11 protein-coding genes, 1 other RNA gene and 5 pseudogenes are annotated in these 18,150 nt (G+C 63.7%); 12 read left to right on the plus strand and 5 right to left on the minus strand.

The window, feature by feature from the left end; genetic code table 11:
- Positions 1-53: 53 nt before the first annotated feature.
- Complete coding sequence (gene glnA / locus PD885_RS00915) at positions 54-1,463, minus strand: type I glutamate--ammonia ligase (RefSeq protein WP_002808479.1); 1,410 nt, start codon at positions 1,461-1,463, stop codon at positions 54-56.
- Positions 1,464-1,685: 222 nt separating this feature from the next.
- Between glnA and PD885_RS00920 the strand changes: the two genes are divergently transcribed.
- Both PD885_RS00920 and PD885_RS00925 read left to right on the plus strand, forming a co-directional pair.
- Complete coding sequence (locus PD885_RS00920) at positions 1,686-2,480, plus strand: undecaprenyl-diphosphate phosphatase (protein WP_002808478.1); 795 nt, start codon at positions 1,686-1,688, stop codon at positions 2,478-2,480.
- Between the two features lie 134 nt (positions 2,481-2,614).
- Positions 2,615-2,908, plus strand: a pseudogene (locus tag PD885_RS00925) (META domain-containing protein); the annotation flags it as partial.
- 23 nt (positions 2,909-2,931) lie between these two features.
- Here the strand turns inward: PD885_RS00925 and PD885_RS00930 are convergent.
- Positions 2,932-4,215 (minus strand): annotated as a pseudogene (locus PD885_RS00930) (IS5 family transposase).
- 117 nt (positions 4,216-4,332) lie between these two features.
- On the opposite strand from PD885_RS00930, the pseudogene PD885_RS00935 reads away from it, so the two are divergent.
- A pseudogene (locus PD885_RS00935) lies at positions 4,333-4,779 on the plus strand (DUF4377 domain-containing protein); the annotation flags it as partial.
- A 135-nt stretch (positions 4,780-4,914) separates the two neighbouring features.
- Here the strand turns inward: PD885_RS00935 and PD885_RS00940 are convergent.
- Positions 4,915-5,268 (minus strand): hypothetical protein, encoded by a 354-nt coding sequence (locus PD885_RS00940; RefSeq protein WP_002808474.1) that lies wholly within the window; start codon positions 5,266-5,268, stop codon positions 4,915-4,917.
- Between the two features lie 311 nt (positions 5,269-5,579).
- Here PD885_RS00940 and PD885_RS00945 point away from each other — a divergent pair.
- Both PD885_RS00945 and PD885_RS00950 read left to right on the plus strand, forming a co-directional pair.
- A non-coding RNA gene (locus tag PD885_RS00945) (sX9 sRNA) lies at positions 5,580-5,654 on the plus strand.
- Between the two features lie 127 nt (positions 5,655-5,781).
- Positions 5,782-7,150: pseudogene (locus PD885_RS00950) on the plus strand (IS5 family transposase).
- Between the two features lie 108 nt (positions 7,151-7,258).
- On the opposite strand, the gene PD885_RS00955 reads toward PD885_RS00950, so the two are convergent.
- Positions 7,259-7,717 carry a hypothetical protein gene (locus tag PD885_RS00955; RefSeq protein WP_002808472.1) on the minus strand — a complete coding sequence of 153 codons (459 nt, stop codon included), beginning with the start codon at positions 7,715-7,717 and terminating at the stop codon, positions 7,259-7,261.
- A gap of 206 nt (positions 7,718-7,923) precedes the next feature.
- Here PD885_RS00955 and PD885_RS00960 point away from each other — a divergent pair, with 206 nt between their 5' ends.
- The 3 genes from PD885_RS00960 to PD885_RS00970 all read left to right on the plus strand — a co-directional run bounded on the left by PD885_RS00960 (position 7,924) and on the right by PD885_RS00970 (position 12,095).
- Positions 7,924-8,166, plus strand: a complete 243-nt coding sequence (locus PD885_RS00960; RefSeq protein ID WP_172402139.1) for a hypothetical protein — start codon at positions 7,924-7,926, stop codon at positions 8,164-8,166.
- Positions 8,167-8,312: 146 nt separating this feature from the next.
- Positions 8,313-9,302: a porphobilinogen synthase gene (gene hemB / locus PD885_RS00965; RefSeq protein WP_002808469.1), complete on the plus strand. Its 990-nt coding sequence runs from the start codon at positions 8,313-8,315 to the stop codon at positions 9,300-9,302.
- A gap of 273 nt (positions 9,303-9,575) precedes the next feature.
- Complete coding sequence (locus tag PD885_RS00970; protein WP_002808468.1) at positions 9,576-12,095, plus strand: PepSY domain-containing protein; 2,520 nt, start codon at positions 9,576-9,578, stop codon at positions 12,093-12,095.
- Positions 12,096-12,262: 167 nt separating this feature from the next.
- Here the strand turns inward: PD885_RS00970 and PD885_RS00975 are convergent.
- Positions 12,263-12,406 (minus strand): annotated as a pseudogene (locus tag PD885_RS00975) (TolB-like protein); the annotation flags it as partial.
- Between the two features lie 51 nt (positions 12,407-12,457).
- On the opposite strand from PD885_RS00975, the gene aroE reads away from it, so the two are divergent.
- The 4 genes from aroE (at position 12,458) to katB (ending at position 18,109) form a co-directional block, all read left to right on the plus strand.
- Entirely contained in the window at positions 12,458-13,309 is an 852-nt protein-coding gene (aroE, locus tag PD885_RS00980; RefSeq protein WP_002808466.1) for a shikimate dehydrogenase, read from the plus strand.
- Positions 13,299-13,673, plus strand: coding sequence for a hypothetical protein (locus PD885_RS00985; protein ID WP_040762635.1), 375 nt, complete (start codon positions 13,299-13,301; stop codon positions 13,671-13,673). Before aroE ends, PD885_RS00985 begins: the two co-directional genes overlap by 11 nt.
- Positions 13,674-13,931: 258 nt before the next feature.
- Positions 13,932-16,076 carry an ATP-dependent DNA helicase DinG gene (gene dinG / locus PD885_RS00990; RefSeq protein WP_002808464.1) on the plus strand — a complete coding sequence of 715 codons (2,145 nt, stop codon included), beginning with the start codon at positions 13,932-13,934 and terminating at the stop codon, positions 16,074-16,076.
- A gap of 509 nt (positions 16,077-16,585) precedes the next feature.
- A complete protein-coding gene (gene katB / locus PD885_RS00995) occupies positions 16,586-18,109 on the plus strand; it encodes a catalase KatB (protein ID WP_002808463.1) in 1,524 nt (507 codons plus the stop codon).
- The last annotated feature ends 41 nt before the right edge of the window (positions 18,110-18,150 follow it).

Here is an 18,150-nt window from a genome sequence, read left to right on the forward strand (position 1 = left end):
GTGCGGCGATGGCGGAGGTGGGAGGGGGGCCTCCGCCATCACCGCGGTGGAACTCAGTTGCCGTAGTACAGCTGGTACTCCAACGGGTGGGTAGCAGCACGGAACTTGGTGACCTCCTGCATCTTCAGCGCGATATAGCCGTCGATGAAGTCGTCGCTCATCACGCCGCCGGCCTTGAGGAACTCGCGGTCCTTGTCCAGCGCTTCCAGCGCCTGGTCAAGGCTGGAGCAGACCTGCGGGATCAGCTTCTCTTCTTCCGGCGGCAGGTCGTACAGATCCTTGTCGCTGGGCGCGCCCGGGTCGATCTGGTTCTTGATGCCGTCCAGGCCGGCCATCAGCAGCGCGGTGAAGGTCAGGTAGCCGGACTGCAACGGATCGGGGAAGCGCATTTCGATGCGGCGCGCCTTGGGGTTGGTGACCCACGGAATGCGGCACGAGGCCGAGCGGTTACGGGCCGAGTAAGCCAGCATCACCGGTGCTTCGAAGCCCGGAACCAGACGTTTGTAGCTGTTGGTGCCGGAGTTGGCGAACGCGTTGATCGCGCGGGCGTGCTTGAAGATGCCCCCGATGTACCACAGCGCCATCTGCGACAGGCCACCGTAACCGTCACCGGAGAACAGGTTGGCGCCACCCTTGGCAAGCGACTGGTGCACGTGCATGCCCGAGCCGTTGTCGCCGACGATCGGCTTGGGCATGAAGGTGACGGTCTTGCCATTACGGTAGGCCACGTTCTTGATGATGTACTTCATCGTCAGCAGTTCGTCGGCCTTCTGCACCAGCGAGCTGAACTTGGTGCCGATCTCGCACTGGCCGGCGGTGGCCACTTCATGGTGGTGCACTTCGGTCTCGATGCCGACCTGTTCCAGCGTCTTGATCATTTCCGCGCGCAGGTCGTGCAGCGTGTCGGTCGGCGGAACCGGGAAGTAGCCCCCCTTAACGCCCGGACGGTAGCCGCTGTTGCTGCCGTCGTACTTGGCACCGGTGTTCCAAGCGGCCTCTTCCGAACCGACCTGGAAGAAGGTATGCCCCATGTCGTTGGCGAAGCGGACCGAGTCGAAGATGAAAAATTCCGGCTCAGGGCCGAAGAAAGCCTGGTCGGCGGTGCCGGACGACTTCAGATAGGCCTCGGCACGCTTGGCGATCCCGCGCGGGTCGCGCTCATAGCTCTGCATGGTGGCCGGATCGAGAATGTCGCAGGTCAGCACGATGGTCGGATCGGCGAAGAACGGATCCAGATAAGCGGTGGCTGCGTCCGGGAGCAGGACCATGTCCGACTCGTTGATGCCCTTCCAACCCGCGATCGAGCTGCCGTCGAACATCTTGCCTTCTTCAAACAGCGCCGGCCCGATGATATTGGCCGGAAAGGTGATGTGCTGCTGTACACCACGCATATCGACGAAGCGCAGGTCGACAAACTCGACCTTGTTGTCCTTGATCAGCTTTTCAACATTTTCCACGGACATCGGAAGAAACCTCGGCAGAAGTTAGAGTGGCTCGTGAGCGGAATTACAGCAGGGACCATGCCAAGCTCTTGAACTTCACAAGCCTTTGATTTTGCATGCATCGCTCGAGACCGCTCACACATAGCTAGCACCGCATTGGTGCTATAGAAGTTCATTCTGCACCAGCATGAGGCATACCGCAATGCACTATCCTGACGCCTCCCCCATCCCCTCTCCAGTCCGATGTCCGATCTGATTTCCGCCCTGCTGTTGGGCATTCTCGAAGGCCTCACCGAATTCCTGCCGATCTCCAGCACCGGCCACCTGCTAATCGCCGAACAATGGCTCGGACACCGTTCTGACTTCTTCAATATCGTTATCCAGGCCGGCGCGATCCTGGCCATCTGCCTGGCGCTGCGGCAGAAGCTGTGGACCCTGGCCACCGGCCTGGGCGAGCGCGAAAATCGCGATTACGTGCTGAAGATCGGTGTGGCCTTTATGGTCACCGCGGTGGTTGGGCTGATCGTGCGCAAAGCCGGTTGGCAGCTGCCGGAAACCGTACACCCGGTGGCGTGGGCGTTGCTGATCGGCGGCCTGTGGATGCTGGTGGCCGAGCATTTCGCCGACAAGCTGCCCGAGCGCGATGTGGTGACCTGGAAAGTGGCCATCGCGGTCGGTCTGGCGCAGGTGGTGGCCGGCGTATTTCCAGGTACGTCGCGCTCGGCCTCAGCGATCTTCCTGGCCATGCTGCTGGGCCTGAGCAAGCGCTCGGCCGCAGCGGATTTCGTGTTCATGGTGGGCATTCCGACTATGTTCGCGGCCAGCGGTTACGCGCTGCTGGAAATGTACAAGGAAGGCGGCTTCGGCGCTGAGAATTGGGCCGACGTGGCGGTGGCCTTTGTGGCGGCAACCATCACCGGTTTTGTGGTGGTGAAGTGGCTGCTGGGTTATATCAAGAAGCACCGCTTCACGGTGTTTGCGATCTACCGCATCGTGCTCGGCGTCGCCTTGCTGTTGTGGTTGCCTGCTGTGGCGTGAGACCACAACCGCAGACGCGTGTCATATACATTGCGGCAAAGGCGTGCATGACATCCGCCCAGGCAGTGACGCCCGTCATTGCCCTGGGCGCATGGTGGCGGTATCACTGACGCATCAATCACCGGGAGCCACCCATGCGTGCCGTGTTCTTCGCCCCTGCACTGCTGGCGGCGGGCGTGACGGCCTGCGGGTCGAGCGCAGTGCCCGGCTCCCCCGCCGCCGAGTCGGCCTCGGTGCGCGCGCCTGCCGCCGACAACGCCCCGCTGCGGGCTGCCTTGCAGGCGCAGCACTGGCAGTTGCAGCAGGCCAGCGATGCGCATGGGACTGCCTTGCGCAGCCTGTTCGTCGATGGCACACCGCCCTTGCAGCTGGATTTCAGCGATCTACGTATACAGGTCAGCCAGACCTGCAATGCGCTGGGCGCCAATTAGTCGTCTCTGAAAAATCCCCTTCAAGCGCCAAGTGCCGTCGGTGACAGCGGCACGGTGCTCAAGGATGACCATCCCATCGCCCGCATCCAGGCACGTAAAAACGCGATCCAGCGCAGCAGCCAGCGCAGGTTGTAGCCGGCCGCGCAGCCGAGCACGTGCAGCGCATCGCCTTGGGCACCTTTCAGCCTGCAGCGACGCAACCGGCAGTCGTCTTTCAGATGTCCGATCACCGGCTCCACCGCCTGCCGTCGCTTGATCCAGCGCCATTGCCGTCGCGTCAGCGTCTTGGCCTTGCCGCGATGCAGGACCTGCACGCCATCGACTTCGCGCCCGCGATCGCCCAGGTCCACGATCGCCACCGTCGGTTCTACGCTCACATCCTGCAGCAACCCGCGTGTCTGCTCCAGCTGCTCGGCCAAGGTATCGCCGTCGTACGGGTTGCCCGGGAAGCTGCGCGCACCCACGACCAAAATCCCTTGCAGGCGGTGACTGCAATGCCGACCTTGACGCCGAATTCGTACGCTTGACGCGCCTTGCCCTTGCCGATGCATTCCACTTCCGGGGCATGCAATGCGTACAGTTTTTGTTTGTCCTTCGGACGCTGCGTGTACAGCCGTTGCGCACGTTCCAGCCAGACAGCGATGCGCTCGCGCACGCCGATGTTTACCTGATCGAGTTTGCGTTGGATGTCGCGCATGAGCCGTCCCAGCACTGTGCGTTGACGTCGCAGCACGCGCCGCATCCGCTTGAACTGGCGCGCATGCGCATACCGACCTGCCTTGCGGCTCAGGGCCGGGCCTTGCCGCGCGTAGCTCTGCCGCAATCCGATGCCGTGCCGCTTGGCCAGTAACACCAGCTTCTTGCGGGCCACTTCAAGCAAACGGCTGTCGGTCGGATAGGCGATCGCCTTTTCCTGCACCGTGGTGTCCACGATCACCTGCGACAACTCGCGTGCGTCCACCGCCTGCATCGCATGCGCGGCGTTGATGGTGTGCGCCAGCAGCTCTTCCATCCCGGCCTCACCCAGGCGCTGCCGTCAGCGCGTCAGCGAGCTGGCATCGCACGGCAAACGCGTCTGGAACACGACCTCGCCGGTCCGGCAATCAGCCGCACCGGCAATGCCGGCCGACCGCCACCGGCCTGGGTGGCCGGCAAGCGCGATGAAAGTGCTTGCTCCAACGCCGCCCACGGCATCTGTTGGCTCAGCCGCGCCAGCGGATGACGCAGATCGATCTGGTTCTCCAGCCGCGAACGAAACAACTCGTCGGCGGGTCTGTCTCGGCAGCAGGACGGCGTGTACGCATGACTGAAAATTGCAAGAAACCAGCCTTCAGCGTAGCGAACACCGGTAGTTTTGGCACGCCGGTGCAGACATCAAGGCCTTGCGGTCGTTGGGTGGTTGGGGTTTTTCAGGGGCGACCAATTACAGTGTCACCGAGACGCAGTTGCAGATCAGCCGAGTGGTGCCGAGCACGCGCCTGTGCGCGCAGTCACGACGGATGGCGCAGGAGCGCGCGGCGAGCGAGTTGCTGTGCGGCCGCTTCGCGGTGGTGCTAGACAACGCGCAGGCCATGTCTAGGCTGACCCTGACCCGCAGCGACGGCACCCACCTGGTCTTCGGCGGCGTCGCCACAGCAAACACACGCGATGGCGGGCCTGGACAGACGCTGCTCTGATCCAAATGGCCGCCGAAACCGTGCCGTGCGCCTCCGACCCGTTGCGCCAATACCTGCAACTGCGGGAGCAAATCCGGCTGCGCAGGCCGGGCACCGGTATCAACGGCTTGGCACACCTTCGACAGCCAGATCGAAGGCTTCGAGCACGACGCCGGCATTCGCACCTTGCTGCGGGTGACGCGGTACCCCGCGGCTGTGGCACGCAGCATGTTCGCGTTCAACTCGTTCAACCTCGAAGGCTGGGCACTGTATGCCGTAGCCGAAATGGTGCCGGTAGCGTATGGCCGAGGATGAACCCCATGTGCACGCCCTGTTGATCGGGACGACTCAGTGTTTGAAGGGAACCAGTTCGGGCTGTCTTGTGCCTTTCCACTTCCCTTCTTTCACTGCCCCTGGGCAGATGGTCTCGTATTGTGAGAGCGCGGTGATGGCTTTCATCGTCCATCCCGCGCAGTAGTTGGTCGACGTGGGGGTAGGAAAGGGGCAGTACGGCGAAACTGCTTCCCAGGTGCCCGAGATCGGGTCTACCGGTTTCCAGTTGTAATCTGACGTGTCGCAGCCTTTCGAGCAAAACAGGAACGGATCGTCCATGCGACAGACCAGCGTCGTGTGCGGCGTCGAGGCGGTGGCGGTGGTCTGTAGCCCAACAGCGGCGACCAATGTCCATATCCAGCGTTTCATAACGATTCCTTCTGTCAATGACGGTTTACACCGTGCGCTCAGGCTAACGACCTGTGATGAGTTTTGTGGGTCCAGGCACAAACCTGATGTCCGAAATATACGCCGATCAGAGAATACTATAATCCGGGCAATCGCTTACTAAGGGTGCCCTAACTGCGGTCGCCTGGCTTGGGCCGCTGCGCCCTGCTAGTGGACGCAGCAGCTGGATGCCGGAGTGGGACTGGTGTTGCCTGTGGGCAGCCGCTTTTAGAGTGGCTGACAAAACGGCTGCGCTCACCGCCAAGCGGGCGCGGCCGGTGCTCGGAATCGGCATGTACCACGCGTGCACTGCGGTTCCTCCGCGCCGTCCGCACTCACCTGGCGATTGCTCGTGGCGATTGCTCGCTACGTTTTATTAGTCGCCACTGAAACACCCCAACCACCCAACGACCGCAAGGCCTTGATGTCTGCACCGGCGTGCCAAAACTACCAGTGTTCGCTACGCTGAAGGCTGGTTTCTTGCAATTTCCGCCCATGCGTACACGCCGTCCTGCTGCCGAAGACATGCCTGCCGATGAGTTGTTTCGATCGCGGCTGGAGAACCAGATCGATCTGCGTCATCCGCTGGCGCGGCTGAGCCAACGGATGCCGTGGACGGCGTTGGAGCAAGCACTTTCATCGCGCTTGCCGGCCACCCAGGCCGGTGGCGGTCGGCCGGCATTGCCGGTGCGGCTGATTGCCGGTTTGCTCTACCTCAAACACGCCTACGACCTGTCCGATGAAGCGGTGTGCGAGCGTTGGCTGGAGAATCCGTACTGGCAGTTCTTCACCGGTGAGGTCGTGTTCCAGACGCGCTTGCCGAGCGATGCCAGCTCGCTGACGCGCTGGCGGCAGCGCCTGGGTGAGGCCGGGATGGAAGAGCTGCTGGCGCACACCATCAACGCCGCGCATGCGATGCAGGCGGTGGACGCACGCGAGTTGTCGCAGGTGATCGTGGACACCACGGTGCAGGAAAAGGCGATCGCCTATCCGACCGACAGCCGTTTGCTGGAGGTGGCACGCAAGAAGCTGGTGTTACTGGCCAAGCGGCACGGCATCGGATTGCGGCAGAGCTACGCGCGGCAAGGCCCGGCCCTGAGCCGCAAGGCAGGTCGGTATGCGCATGCGCGCCAGTTCAAGCGCATGCAGCGCGTGCTGCGACGTCAACGCACAGTGCTGGGACGGCTCGTGCGCGACATCCAACGCAAACTCGATCAGGTAAACACCGGCGTGCGCGAGCGCATCGCTGTCTGGCTGGAACGTGCGCAACGGCTGTACACGCAGCGTCCGAAGGACAAACAAAAACTGTACGCATTGCATGCCCCGGAAGTGGAATGCATCGGCAAGGGCAAGGCGCGTCAAGCGTACGAATTTGGCGTCAAGGTCGGCATTGCAGTCACCGCCTGCAAGGGATTGGTCGTGGGTGCGCGCAGCTTCCCGGGCAACCCGTACGACGGCGATACCTTGGCCGAGCAGCTGGAGCAGACACGCGGGTTGCTGCAGGATGTGAGCGTAGAACCGACGGTGGCGATCGTGGACCTGGGCGATCGCGGGCGCGAGGTCGATGGCGTGCAGGTCCCTGCATCGCGGCAAGGCCAAGACGCTGACGCGACGGCAATGGCGCTGGATCAAGCGACGGCAGGCGGTGGAGCCGGTGATCGGACATCTGAAAGACGACTGCAGGTTGCGTCGCTGCAGGCTAAAAGGTGCCCAAGGCGATGCGCTGCACGTGCTCGGCTGCGCCGCCGGCTACAACCTGCGCTGGCTGCTGCGCTGGATCGCGTTTTTGCGTGCCTGGATGCGGGCGATGAGATGGTCATCCTTGAGCACCGTGCCGCTGTCACCGACGGCACTTGGCGCTTGAAGGGGATTTTTCAGGGACGACTAATTAGCCACTCTTAAGTCTGACGATTGTCGGTGCGTAGGTCACTGCGGCAGCGGAAGCGGCTGGGCGCACGCCGCCCAGTGACGCTCAGCGTTCCTGCGGCGGTAACGGCTGTGTGGACTGCGGCGCCTGTGCCTGTGCCGGCACCCAGATCGCCAGACCCGCTGCGTGCTTTTGAGTCGTCGGGATGCCGATTCCCAACCCGCCGCCAACGTGGCCACCGTAGCTGCCACCTCCGACCGACAGGCCGCCGCCGGAGCGTTCCGAGCCGACGCCGACGATGACCACGCCGTTGGCGCCGAGTTTGGCGGCTTCGCGCTTGAGCCGTTGTACGGCCGCGTCGGTCTGACCTTGAGTGCCAAAGCCGGCCGCGCTGGTGGATTCGAGCTGGGCGATTTCCACCGAGCCCACCGGGGCGTTGGAATATACCTGGACCTGGGCCGGGTCGATCGGCGCACGCGCCCGACCCAGCATCACCTTGGAACTGCTGGCGCAGCTGGCCAGCAGCATGGTCAGTGCAGCTGCGATGACGACGTGCTTGTTCATGATGTGGCACCTGTGTAACGACAGTGACAGCGATGATTCGGCGCCTGGACTGAATCGCGCCGGAGGTTGCAGCACCCTAGCCATGCCCACGTGAGGCTGCCGCCAAGCCGCCATCGGTCATGATGACCGCCCGCCCACGGCATCTTGGCTGGCGCAACGCTTAAGCTCTGGTCTGAATTCTTGGAAAGGCGAGGTGGCACGTGGGATTGATCAGCCTGCTATGGGGCATCGTGGCGCTGGCGTGGATGATGCTGGCCTTCATCCCGTTCCTGGGCTGGGGCAACTGGTTCCTGATTCCGTTTGCGGCGGTGGGCGCAGTAATCGCCGCGATCGCGGTGCTGCTCACCTCGGCCGGCAACCGCGGCCGCGCCAAGACCGGCTTGCTGCTCAACGGCCTGGTGATCGTGGTCGGGGTGATCCGTCTGAGCCTGGGCGGTGGCGTGATCTAGAGCGTGTTATGCACGTTGGGATGAGATGCGTTGGTGGTCAGCGGTGCGGGGCGGGTGCTGGGTGGTGGCCGCCAAGGCAAGCGGCGCAGCGCGTCCTGCGCCAAGGTGGCGGGCGTAGACTTGTGGGCTGCTGACAGGAGCCCATGATGGCCCATCCTCACTATCGCCCCCGCCGCATGCGCCACGATGCGTTTTCGCGTCGGTTGATGCGCGAAAACACGCTGACCACCGATGACTTGATTTGGCCGGTGTTCGTGCATGAGTTGTCTGGCCGCGCACCGATCGCGTCGATGCCGGGCGTCGCGCGCTTGTCGCTGGATGAGCTGTTGCGCGAGGCCGAAGCGGCGTTGGAACTAGGCATCCCGGTGATCGACCTGTTCCCGGTGATCGACCCGTCCGGCAAGAGTCTGGATGCGAGCGAAGCCTGGAATCCGGACGGCCTGGCGCAGCGTGCGGTGCGTGCGCTCAAGGCGCGCTTCCCCGAGCTTGGTGTGATGACCGACGTGGCGCTGGATCCATATACCACCCACGGCCAGGACGGCATCATCGACGACAAAGGCTATGTGCTCAACGAGATCACCGTCGAGGCGCTGGTCAAGCAGTCGCTGTCGCATGCGCAGGCTGGCGTGGACATCATTTCGCCTTCGGACATGATGGATGGCCGCATCGGTGCGATCCGCCGCGCGCTGGATGCCGACGATCATCTCGATGTGCGCATCATGGCGTATTCGGCCAAGTACGCGTCGGCGTTCTACGGCCCGTTCCGCGATGCGGTGGGCAGCGCCGGCAACCTCGGCAAGGCCGACAAGACCACTTATCAGATGGACCCGGCCAACAGCGACGAGGCGATGCGCGAGATTGCGCTGGACCTGGAAGAGGGCGCGGACATGGTGATGGTCAAGCCGGGCATGCCGTATCTGGACGTGGTGCGTCGGGTGAAAGAAGAATTCCGCGTGCCGACGTTTGCATATCAGGTCAGCGGCGAGTACGCGATGCTCAAGGCGGCGGCCGCCAATGGCTGGCTGGACGAGCGCATGTGCGTGCTGGAAGCGCTGATGGCCTTCAAGCGCGCTGGTGCCGATGGCGTGCTCACCTACTTTGCACCGCAAGTGGCGCGTTGGATGCGCGAGGGCTGAGCGCGTCGATGTGGTTGATGAGTGGGAGGCGTTGGTCTCGTGTCTCCCAAGTACGCCGACCCCCACTACTCGCGTCTGTGCGGTGAAGTGAAGCAATGCCGGTCCTGCTGTGATCCTCACCGCAGGCTTTGGCCGGCGTCGGTTCGCGCGCTTAAGGCTTCTTGATCTGCCCATCTGACTCGGCCGATGACGCCATCGCGATGACTTGGCCACCAAGCTCCGATAACGATTCTCATCTACACTAGCAAGCCCATAGTTTCAGGCTGCTCGCCCGTGCTCAAGACGGTGCTATTCCAACTGCACTGGTTGCTCGGCATCACCGCCAGTCTGGTGCTATCGGTGATGGGGCTGACTGGCGCGTTGATGTCTTTCGAAAACGAGATCTTGCGGTTGGCCAATCCGGCCATCGCGCAGTTGGCCGATCGGCAGGCAGCAGGCGAGCGGGCATTGCCGGTGGATGTGCTGGTGCAGCGACTCGATCTGGGGCGGCAGCAGGCGATCACGCGCATGTTGATCGATCCCACCGGCGCACGTCCGTCCACCGCACGTTTGGCCGGCAAGGGCGGCGGTCGCGTATACTTCGATCCCTATACGGGTGAAAAGGTCGCGGCACCGCGGCTGAGCGACGCGTTTGCTTTTATCGAAGATCTGCATCGCCATCTGACCGCCGGCAAGCGCGGTCAGGCGGTGACCGGCGCGAGCACGTTGATCCTGTTGTTTTTGTGCGCGTCTGGTCTGTATCTGCGTTGGCCGCGACGTTGGTGGCGTCTGCGTACGTGGTGGGCGGTGGAATGGCGACGGCAAGGGCGCAGTTTTCTGTGGAGCTTGCACGCGGTGCTCGGTACTTGGTGTCTGTTGGTGTATTTGCTGGTCGCGCTGACCGGGCTTACCTGGTCCTACACCTGGTACCGCGACGGCATGATGGCCTTGCTCGGTAAGGAGCCGGCGATGCGCGGCGACGGGCGCGATCATCGCGCGGTCACGGTGGATTTCGCACGCGTGCAGCGCATCCTGGATGGTATTGCGGGCACTCGCAGCACAGCACTGGATGTGCGTCTTCCGACCCGAGCCGGGCAACCGCTGAGTGTGCGGTTTTTGCCGAATGATCCCGATCACGATCGGGCCTACGACACTGTGGAAATCGAGCCAGGCAGCGGTGCGTTGCTACGTCGTCAGGACTACGCGCTGCTGCCCCGCGGACAGCAATTGCTGGTCAGCATGTTTTCGCTGCATTCGGGCAGTTTCTTCGGCCTGCCGGGGCGCATCTTGGTGATGCTGGCCAGTGCCGGCATGTCGGTGTTCTTCGTCACCGGCTGGATGCTGTACCTGGATCGCCGCCGCAAAAAGTGCGCATTGCGTGCCGCACGCGAAGTACTGCAAAGCACGCCGCCGGCCTCGCAGGCCGAGCCGTGGTTGGTCGGGTTCGCCAGCCAGAGCGGATTTGCCGAACGGCTCGCTTGGCAGGCGGCCGGGCATCTGCAGGCGGCTGGCCTGCCGGTGCAGGTGCGCTCGCTGGCGCAACTTCAGGCGCAGGACCTGCAGGGCACCCGGCATGCGCTGTTTGTGGTCAGCACCTTCGGCGATGGCGAACCGCCGGATGCAGCACGCGGGTTCGAACGTGCGGTGTTGCGTCAGCGCTTGGCATTGCCGCAGTTGGCTTATGCGGTGCTGGCCTTGGGCGACCGTCAATACGCGCAGTTCTGCGGGTTTTCGCGGCGCATCGAGCAGTGGTTGAACGCGCAGGGTGCGCGGCCGTTGTTTCCCGCAGTGGAGATGGACAACACCGACCCGCAGGCGCTGGCGCAATGGCATGCGCAATTGGAGCAGATCGCCGGTGCGCCGGTGACGGCAGTGCCGTTGACGCGGCCGATCCTGACCGAATGGACACTGTCGTCGCGCACGCATCTCAACCCTGGCAGCGAAGGTGCACCGATCTGGCGGATCGACCTGCAGCCGCCGGCCGGCGCGCAGTGGCAGGCCGGCGATATTCTCGAAGTGCAGCCTGCCCATGCGTATGCGCACGTACGTGCGTGCCTGGTCGGCTGGGGGCTGCCGCCGGATGCATTGGTGCATGTCAATGCGCAGTTGCTGCCGCTGCAGCAGGCTGCCGCCGAGCGCGTGCTGCCGGAGCCGCCGACACGCCCGCCAACGCCGCAGCCCGATCCACAGGCGTGGCTGGATGCTTGCGCCTGGCTGCCAACGCGCGACTATTCGCTCGCCAGCGTACCGGCCGACGGCACGGCGATGGCGGTGGTGCGCCTGACGACGCGCGCCGATGGCAACCCCGGTCTGGGCTCGGGTTGGCTGATTTGCCATGCACCCACCGGTGCACCGGTGCGCGCGCGGTTGCGCCGCAATCCCGGCTTTCATCGCGTTGCATCGGCGCCGATGCTCTTGATCGGCAACGGCACCGGCATCGCAGGCTTGCGCGGCCTGCTGCGCGATGCCGAACTGGCCGGCGCACACGGGCACTGGCTGCTGTTCGGCGAACGTCACGCGGCGCACGATGCGCTGTTTGCCGATGAGCTGCAGGCGTGGCAGGCGAGCGGCCATCTGCAGCAGCTGGATTGGGTGTTCTCGCGCGATCAGGCACACAAGCGTTATGTGCAGCACCAGCTGCGCGATGCCGGCGATGCGCCGCGGCACTGGATCGATCGCGGCGCGGTGATCTACGTGTGCGGCAGTCTGAACAGCATGGCCCGCGAGGTCGATGCCACGTTGCGCGAACTCCTGGGCGGTGCACGATTGGAGGCGTTGACCGCAGCAGGCCGTTATCGGCGCGATGTGTATTGAGCGCGGTCATCGGCGACCGCGCCGCAGTTTTCGTCTGCTGTCGCGCATCTTCAAGTCCGGCATCGGCACGTCTTGGACGCTGCACTTTCAGCGTGCCGCGATGCCTGATCTCAAACGTTTCCTCATGTCTTGTCGGTCCGGCCCAAGCTTGGTTTTCTCAGCAACAGTTCCGGGCGCAGCGTGGCGCGCGCCTCATTGGCCGGCGTGGAGAACACGCCCATGCCTTCGCTGCCGAACTCGGCAAATCCCGAAGCAGACGGAACGCAGAGTAAACTTGCCGCCAGCGCGAGCAGCGTCCATCGAAGTTGCATGCGGTGTCCTGCCTCAAGTCCCGCACAGTCTATTCAACCAGAGAGCGTTTCATGCCCGTTTCCCGTTATGCCGTGTTCGGTCACCCCGTCGCTCATTCGCTGTCGCCAGCCATCCACGCCGACTTCGGGAAACAGACCGGCATTGCGCTGGATTACACCGCCATCGATGCGCCGCCAGAGGAATTCAGCGCCGCGCTGCAACGCTTCGCCGACGAAGGCGGCAAGGGCGCCAACGTGACCTTGCCGCTGAAAGAAGCCGCCTGTGCGTTGTCGAACAGCGTGAGCGATCGCGCGCGTCTGGCCGGCGCGGTCAACACGCTGGTGCGCAATGACGGCCAGTGGCAGGGCGACAACACCGATGGCGTTGGCCTGGTGCGCGATCTCACCGATCGCCACGGCCTGGACCTACGCGGGCGCCGTGTGCTGCTGCTGGGCGCCGGTGGCGCCGCGCGTGGCGTGGCACCAGCGTTGCTGGAAGCGGGCATCACCGAAATGGTGGCGGTGAACCGTTCGCCTGAGCGTGCCGATGCGTTGTGCGATGCGCTAGGCGAACCGGGGCGGGTGGTGTCGCGTTACATCGAAGATCTGCGCGATCTGGGCGACTTCGAGTTGATCGTCAATGCCACTGCCGCCGGTCGCGACCGCGATGCCGGTGCCTTCGCGCTGCCGCTGGGTCTGGTCAACAGCCTCACCGCTGCGGTCGATCTCAACTACGGGGCCACCGCCATTGCTTTTCTGGCCTGGGCACGTGCGGCGCAATGCCGTTACGCCATCGATGGCCTCGGCATGCTGGTGGAGCAGGCAGCCGTCAGCTTTTCGCTGTGGCACGGCGTGCGCCCGGATACCGACCCGGTTTATGCCGCGCTGCGCGCGCGCGAGGCCGTACTGATCAGTGCCGATTGAGTCGGGCAGCGTGACGACCACAGACATCCTGCTGACTCTGGTCACCAGCCTGCTGTCGCGGGTGCCGCTGCTGATCGCGTTGCTGCTCGGGCTGGTGCTGCTGTGGCGCGCTCCGCACGGGCCGCTGCGACGCGCCGGGCTGGCCGCGCTGTGGCTGCTGCTTGGCTGCCTGTTGGCCGAAGCGGCCCTCCAGGCGATTCCGATGTTGCTGCTGCAACAGGGCAATGTGCGCCAGATCAGCGTGGTGATGGGCGTCGGCCGCTTTGCGCTGACCGCCGTGCAAGGCGTTGGCATCGGTGTGCTGGTGTGGACACTGGCGCGCAGTCTGCAACGGCTGCCGCCCGCCAGGGACACTTGCGCATGATCCCGATCGTGGCCTCGGGGCCGGCCTTGACCGTCAGGTGGCCGCAGGCGCTATTTGGTGCGGCACTTATTACGCTGCAATGGCTTTCCACTACGCCATCGGTGCCCACATCATGCGTGCCCGCGCGTTGTTACTGATTGCGCCCCGCGCGACCGCATCGCAAATCCCGCCTCCAAGCCACGCCTCGCCCAGGCAACCCGTTCAGTTGTCCGGCATGCCGGTCGCAGGCGCCGCGCCGGTCCGTGCGAAAATAGCCGGATGAGTGAAGTCGCCCCACCGGCCGCGCCGTCGGCGCCAGTCCCTCCCGCCCCTACCCAGCGCAGCCTGACCGAGCCGGTCAAGGCCGGCATCCGCGAGGCTTACGCCAAGCTGCAGGCCAACACGCCCGGCTTTGCCACGCGGCGTGCACAGAGCCAGATGATCGGCCTGGTCTCGCGCGCGCTGGCCACCTCCGGCGGCATTGGCATCGCCGAGGCCCCCACCGGGGTGGGCAAGAGTCTGGGCTATCTCACCGCCGGCGTGCCGATCGCTTTGGCCACCAAAAAGAAGCTGGTGATCAGCACCGGCACCGTGGCGCTGCAGTCGCAGCTGGTGGAGCGCGATATTCCGGCCTTCCTGAAAGCGACCGGCCTGGAAGCAACCGTGGCACTTGCCAAGGGCCGCACCCGTTACCTGTGCACCCGCAACGCTGCCGAGCTGCAGGGCGAGACTAGCCAGGAAGGCATGTTCGACGACGAACAGGTGCTCTACGACCGCCCGCTTAGCCCGGCCGACGCCGATCTGGCCAAGCGCCTGGCCAATGCCTACGCCGAACGCAGCTGGAACGGCGATCTGGACGACGCGCCCGAACAGATTTCGGTGCCGCTGCGCCTGCGCATCACCACCCCTGCCTCTGGTTGTGCGGGGCGCCGTTGCAGCTATGCCGCGCAGTGCCCGGTGCTCAAGGCGCGCACCGAGGTGCGCGAAGCGCAGATCGTGGTCACCAATCACGCACTGTTGCTGTCCTCGCTGTCGCTGGGCGATGCCGAAAACGGTCAGCCCTTGATCGCCCCGCCGGCTGACATGCTGCTGGTGCTCGATGAAGGGCACCACATCGCCGGTGTGGCGATCGACCAGGGCGCAGCGAATCTGTCGCTGGACGAAATGGCCAAGCGCACCGGTCGCTTGCAGATCCTCATCGCTGCCGCGTACCGCGCGGTCGACAAGGACAAGATTGGCAACCTGCTACCCAACGAAGCGATCGAGGTGGCCGCACGCCTTTCCAAGTTGCTCAAGGCGTTCCATGCCGAAGTCGAGCGCCTGTGGAAGCCCGAGCTCGGCGAGCGCGATCCGTTATGGCGTGCGGCCAACGGCAAGCTGCCGCCGCAGTGGGGTCCGGTGATCGAGGAGCTCGGCGAAGAAACCCGCGCGCTGTTCAACTGGGTGCATGCCGCACACAGTGCGATCGCCAAGGGCAAGCAGGACGATTCCGCACGCGAACGCTTGCAACGTAGCCTTGGCCTGGCGTTGGAAATGGCCGAGCAGCAACACAATCTGTGGAGCGGCTGGCGGCGCGAAGACAAGCAAGGCCAGCCGCCGATGGCGCGTTGGATCACGCTCTCGCGCGATGGTGATCTGATATGTCATTGCTCGCCGGTATCGGCCGCGCAAGTGCTGCGCACGATGATCTGGAACGAAGTGGATTCGGTGGTGATGACCTCGGCCACCCTGACCGGCGGTGGCGACTTCCAATCCTTCGCCATCAACAACGGCTTGCCCGATCACGCCGAGATGGCCTCGTTGGCCTCGCCGTTCGATCTGCCCAATCAGGCCGAATTAATCGTGCCCGATTTCCCGGTCACGCCAGACGATCGCGAAGGCCATCCAAAAGAAGTCGCGCGTTATCTGGTGAGCGAACTGGATTGGACTTCCAAAGGCAGCATTGTGCTGTTCACCTCGCGCTGGAAGATGGAAAAGGTTGCCGACCTGATGCCGCTTGCGCAGCGCAACCGCGTGCTGGTGCAGGGCGAGGGCAACAAGTCGCAATTGATCACCGAGCATCTGCGCCGTATTGCGGCAGGCGAGGGCTCGGTGCTGTTCGGCCTCAACTCGTTCGGCGAAGGTCTGGATCTGCCCGGCGATGCCTGCACCACCGTGGTCATCACCCAGGTGCCGTTTGCGGTGCCGACCGATCCGCAGACCTCCACCTTGAGCGAATGGCTGGAAAGTCGCGGCCATAACGCCTTCAACCTGATCGCCATCCCGCATGCGCTGCGCACGTTGACGCAGTTTGCCGGCCGCTTGATCCGAAGTTCCAACGACCACGGTCGGGTGATCATTCTCGACTCGCGCCTGCTCACCCGTCGCTACGGCAAACGCATCATCGACGCGTTGCCGCCGTTTAAGCGGGTGATCGGGCGTTGATTGCCACATGACTGCAATCGGCGCATGTGTTGCGCCGATGCAGTCGTGCAACAAGCTGCAAGCGATCATTGGATCGTGTAGCAACCACGCCGCGTGGATCGACGCGCAGCATCGCTCACTCACGCGTGTGCAGAGCGCAACATCGCCGATGCCATCGATCACTGCAGCTGCATGCAGAAGACGATGCGCGTCCTGGCCAGCACCTCCTTTATTTCTCCAAGCTCACCGAATATCAAGCAGATCTTCAAAGCTACAACACGCCACTTCCAACCTTGCAGCGCAGCATTGGCTCAGAGCTGTCGGCACGTTTGTCATGCAAAGCGGACGCCGGCAACGCGTGCATTCGATCGATATGGCAACGGTCTACAACCCATTGCTTGTGGACTTGGCGATACATGTCACGTTACGCCGTCGTCATCATGTTGGCCTATCGCAGCGATCACAACTAACGACTTCTCACACTTCGGCCAGCTAGCCATGATTTGAGCTTCCTCAAACGAGCTGACGCCATGCGCCCTGGATTCCTCACGGTGCTAGTCCTGCTAGCACCGGCGTTGATCGCCCTGCCGGTCTTCGCCCAATCGGTTCTGACCCGCGACAATGGCGCAAAGGTCGGTGACAACCAGAATTCCCAGACCGCCGGTGCCACCGGCCCGACCCTGCTGCAGGACGTGCAGCTGATCCAGAAACTGCAGCGCTTCGATCGCGAGCGTATTCCCGAGCGCGTGGTGCATGCGCGCGGGACCGGCGTCAAGGGCGAATTCACCGCCACTGCCGATCTGTCCAACCTGACCAAGGCCAAGGTGTTCAGCTCCGGCGAAAAGATTCCGGTGTTCGTGCGCTTTTCCTCGGTTGTGCATGGCAACCACTCGCCGGAAACGCTGCGCGACCCGCACGGTTTCGCCACCAAGTTCTATACCAGCGAAGGCAACTGGGATCTGGTCGGCAACAACTTCCCGACCTTCTTCATCCGCGATGCGATCAAGTTTCCCGACATGGTCCACGCGTTCAAGCCGGACCCGCGCACCAACCTGGATGACGATGCGCGTCGCTTCGATTTCTTCTCGCACGTGCCCGAGTCCACCCGCACGCTGACCCTGCTCTATTCCAACGAAGGCACCCCCGCCGGTTATCGCTTCATGGATGGCAACGGCGTGCATGCCTACAAGCTGGTCAACGCGCAAGGCGAAGTGCATTACGTCAAGTTCCACTGGAAGACGCTGCAGGGCAGCAAGAACCTGGATCCCAAGCAGGTTGCCGCGGTTCAGGCCAAGGACTACAGCCACCTGACCAACGATCTGGTCGGCGCGATCAAGAAGGGCGATTACCCCAAATGGGATTTGTACCTGCAGGTGCTCAAGCCGGAAGACCTGGCCAAGTTCGATTTCGATCCGCTCGATGCCACCAAGATCTGGCCGGACGTGCCGGAGCAGAAGGTCGGCCAGATGGTGTTGAACAAAAACGTCGACAACTTCTTCCAGGAGACCGAGCAGGTGGCGATGGCGCCGGCCAACCTGGTGCCGGGCATCGAGCCTTCGGAAGATCGGCTGCTCCAGGGCCGTATTTTTTCCTATGCCGATGCCCAGCTGTATCGCATCGGCACCAACGGCCTGAGTCTGCCGGTAAACCGTCCGCGTGTGGCCGTCAACAACGGCAACCAGGATGGCCAAGCCAACACCGGCCACACCACCAGCGGCGTGAACTACGAGCCGAGCCGCCTGGAGCCGCGTCCGCAGGACACCGCTGCGCGCTACCGCGCGTTGCCGCTGTCGGGTACCACCCAGCAGGCCAAGATCACTCGCGAACAGAACTTCAAGCAGGCCGGTGAGCTGTATCGGTCCTACAACAAGAAGGACCGCGCCGATCTGGTGCAGAGCTTCGGCGAGTCGCTAGCCACCACCGATACCGAGAGCAAGCATCTGGTGCTGTCGTTCCTGTACAAGGCCGACCCTGAGTACGGCACCGGGGTGACGCGCGTTGCCAAGGGCGATCTGGCCCGCGTCAAGCAGCTGGCCTCTACCCTGCAGGACTGATCCATCCAACGGCATCGCGGCCTGTGCCGCGGTGCCTCCTT

Origin of the sequence: Xanthomonas fragariae (assembly GCF_900183975.1) — a bacterium.
GTDB lineage: Bacteria > Pseudomonadota > Gammaproteobacteria > Xanthomonadales > Xanthomonadaceae > Xanthomonas > Xanthomonas fragariae.

Bases quoted from the DNA above. Each gene is read 5' to 3' on its own strand.
- katB (WP_002808463.1), top strand. From the start codon at position 16,586: ATGCGCCCTGGATTCCTCACGGTGCTAGTCCTGCTAGCACCGGCGTTG.
- PD885_RS00955 (WP_002808472.1), bottom strand. From the start codon at position 7,717: ATGAACAAGCACGTCGTCATCGCAGCTGCACTGACCATGCTGCTGGCC.
- aroE (WP_002808466.1), top strand. From the start codon at position 12,458: ATGCCCGTTTCCCGTTATGCCGTGTTCGGTCACCCCGTCGCTCATTCG.
- PD885_RS00940 (WP_002808474.1), bottom strand. From the start codon at position 5,268: ATGAAACGCTGGATATGGACATTGGTCGCCGCTGTTGGGCTACAGACC.
- glnA (WP_002808479.1), bottom strand. From the start codon at position 1,463: ATGTCCGTGGAAAATGTTGAAAAGCTGATCAAGGACAACAAGGTCGAG.
- PD885_RS00920 (WP_002808478.1), top strand. From the start codon at position 1,686: ATGTCCGATCTGATTTCCGCCCTGCTGTTGGGCATTCTCGAAGGCCTC.
- hemB (WP_002808469.1), top strand. From the start codon at position 8,313: ATGGCCCATCCTCACTATCGCCCCCGCCGCATGCGCCACGATGCGTTT.
- dinG (WP_002808464.1), top strand. From the start codon at position 13,932: ATGAGTGAAGTCGCCCCACCGGCCGCGCCGTCGGCGCCAGTCCCTCCC.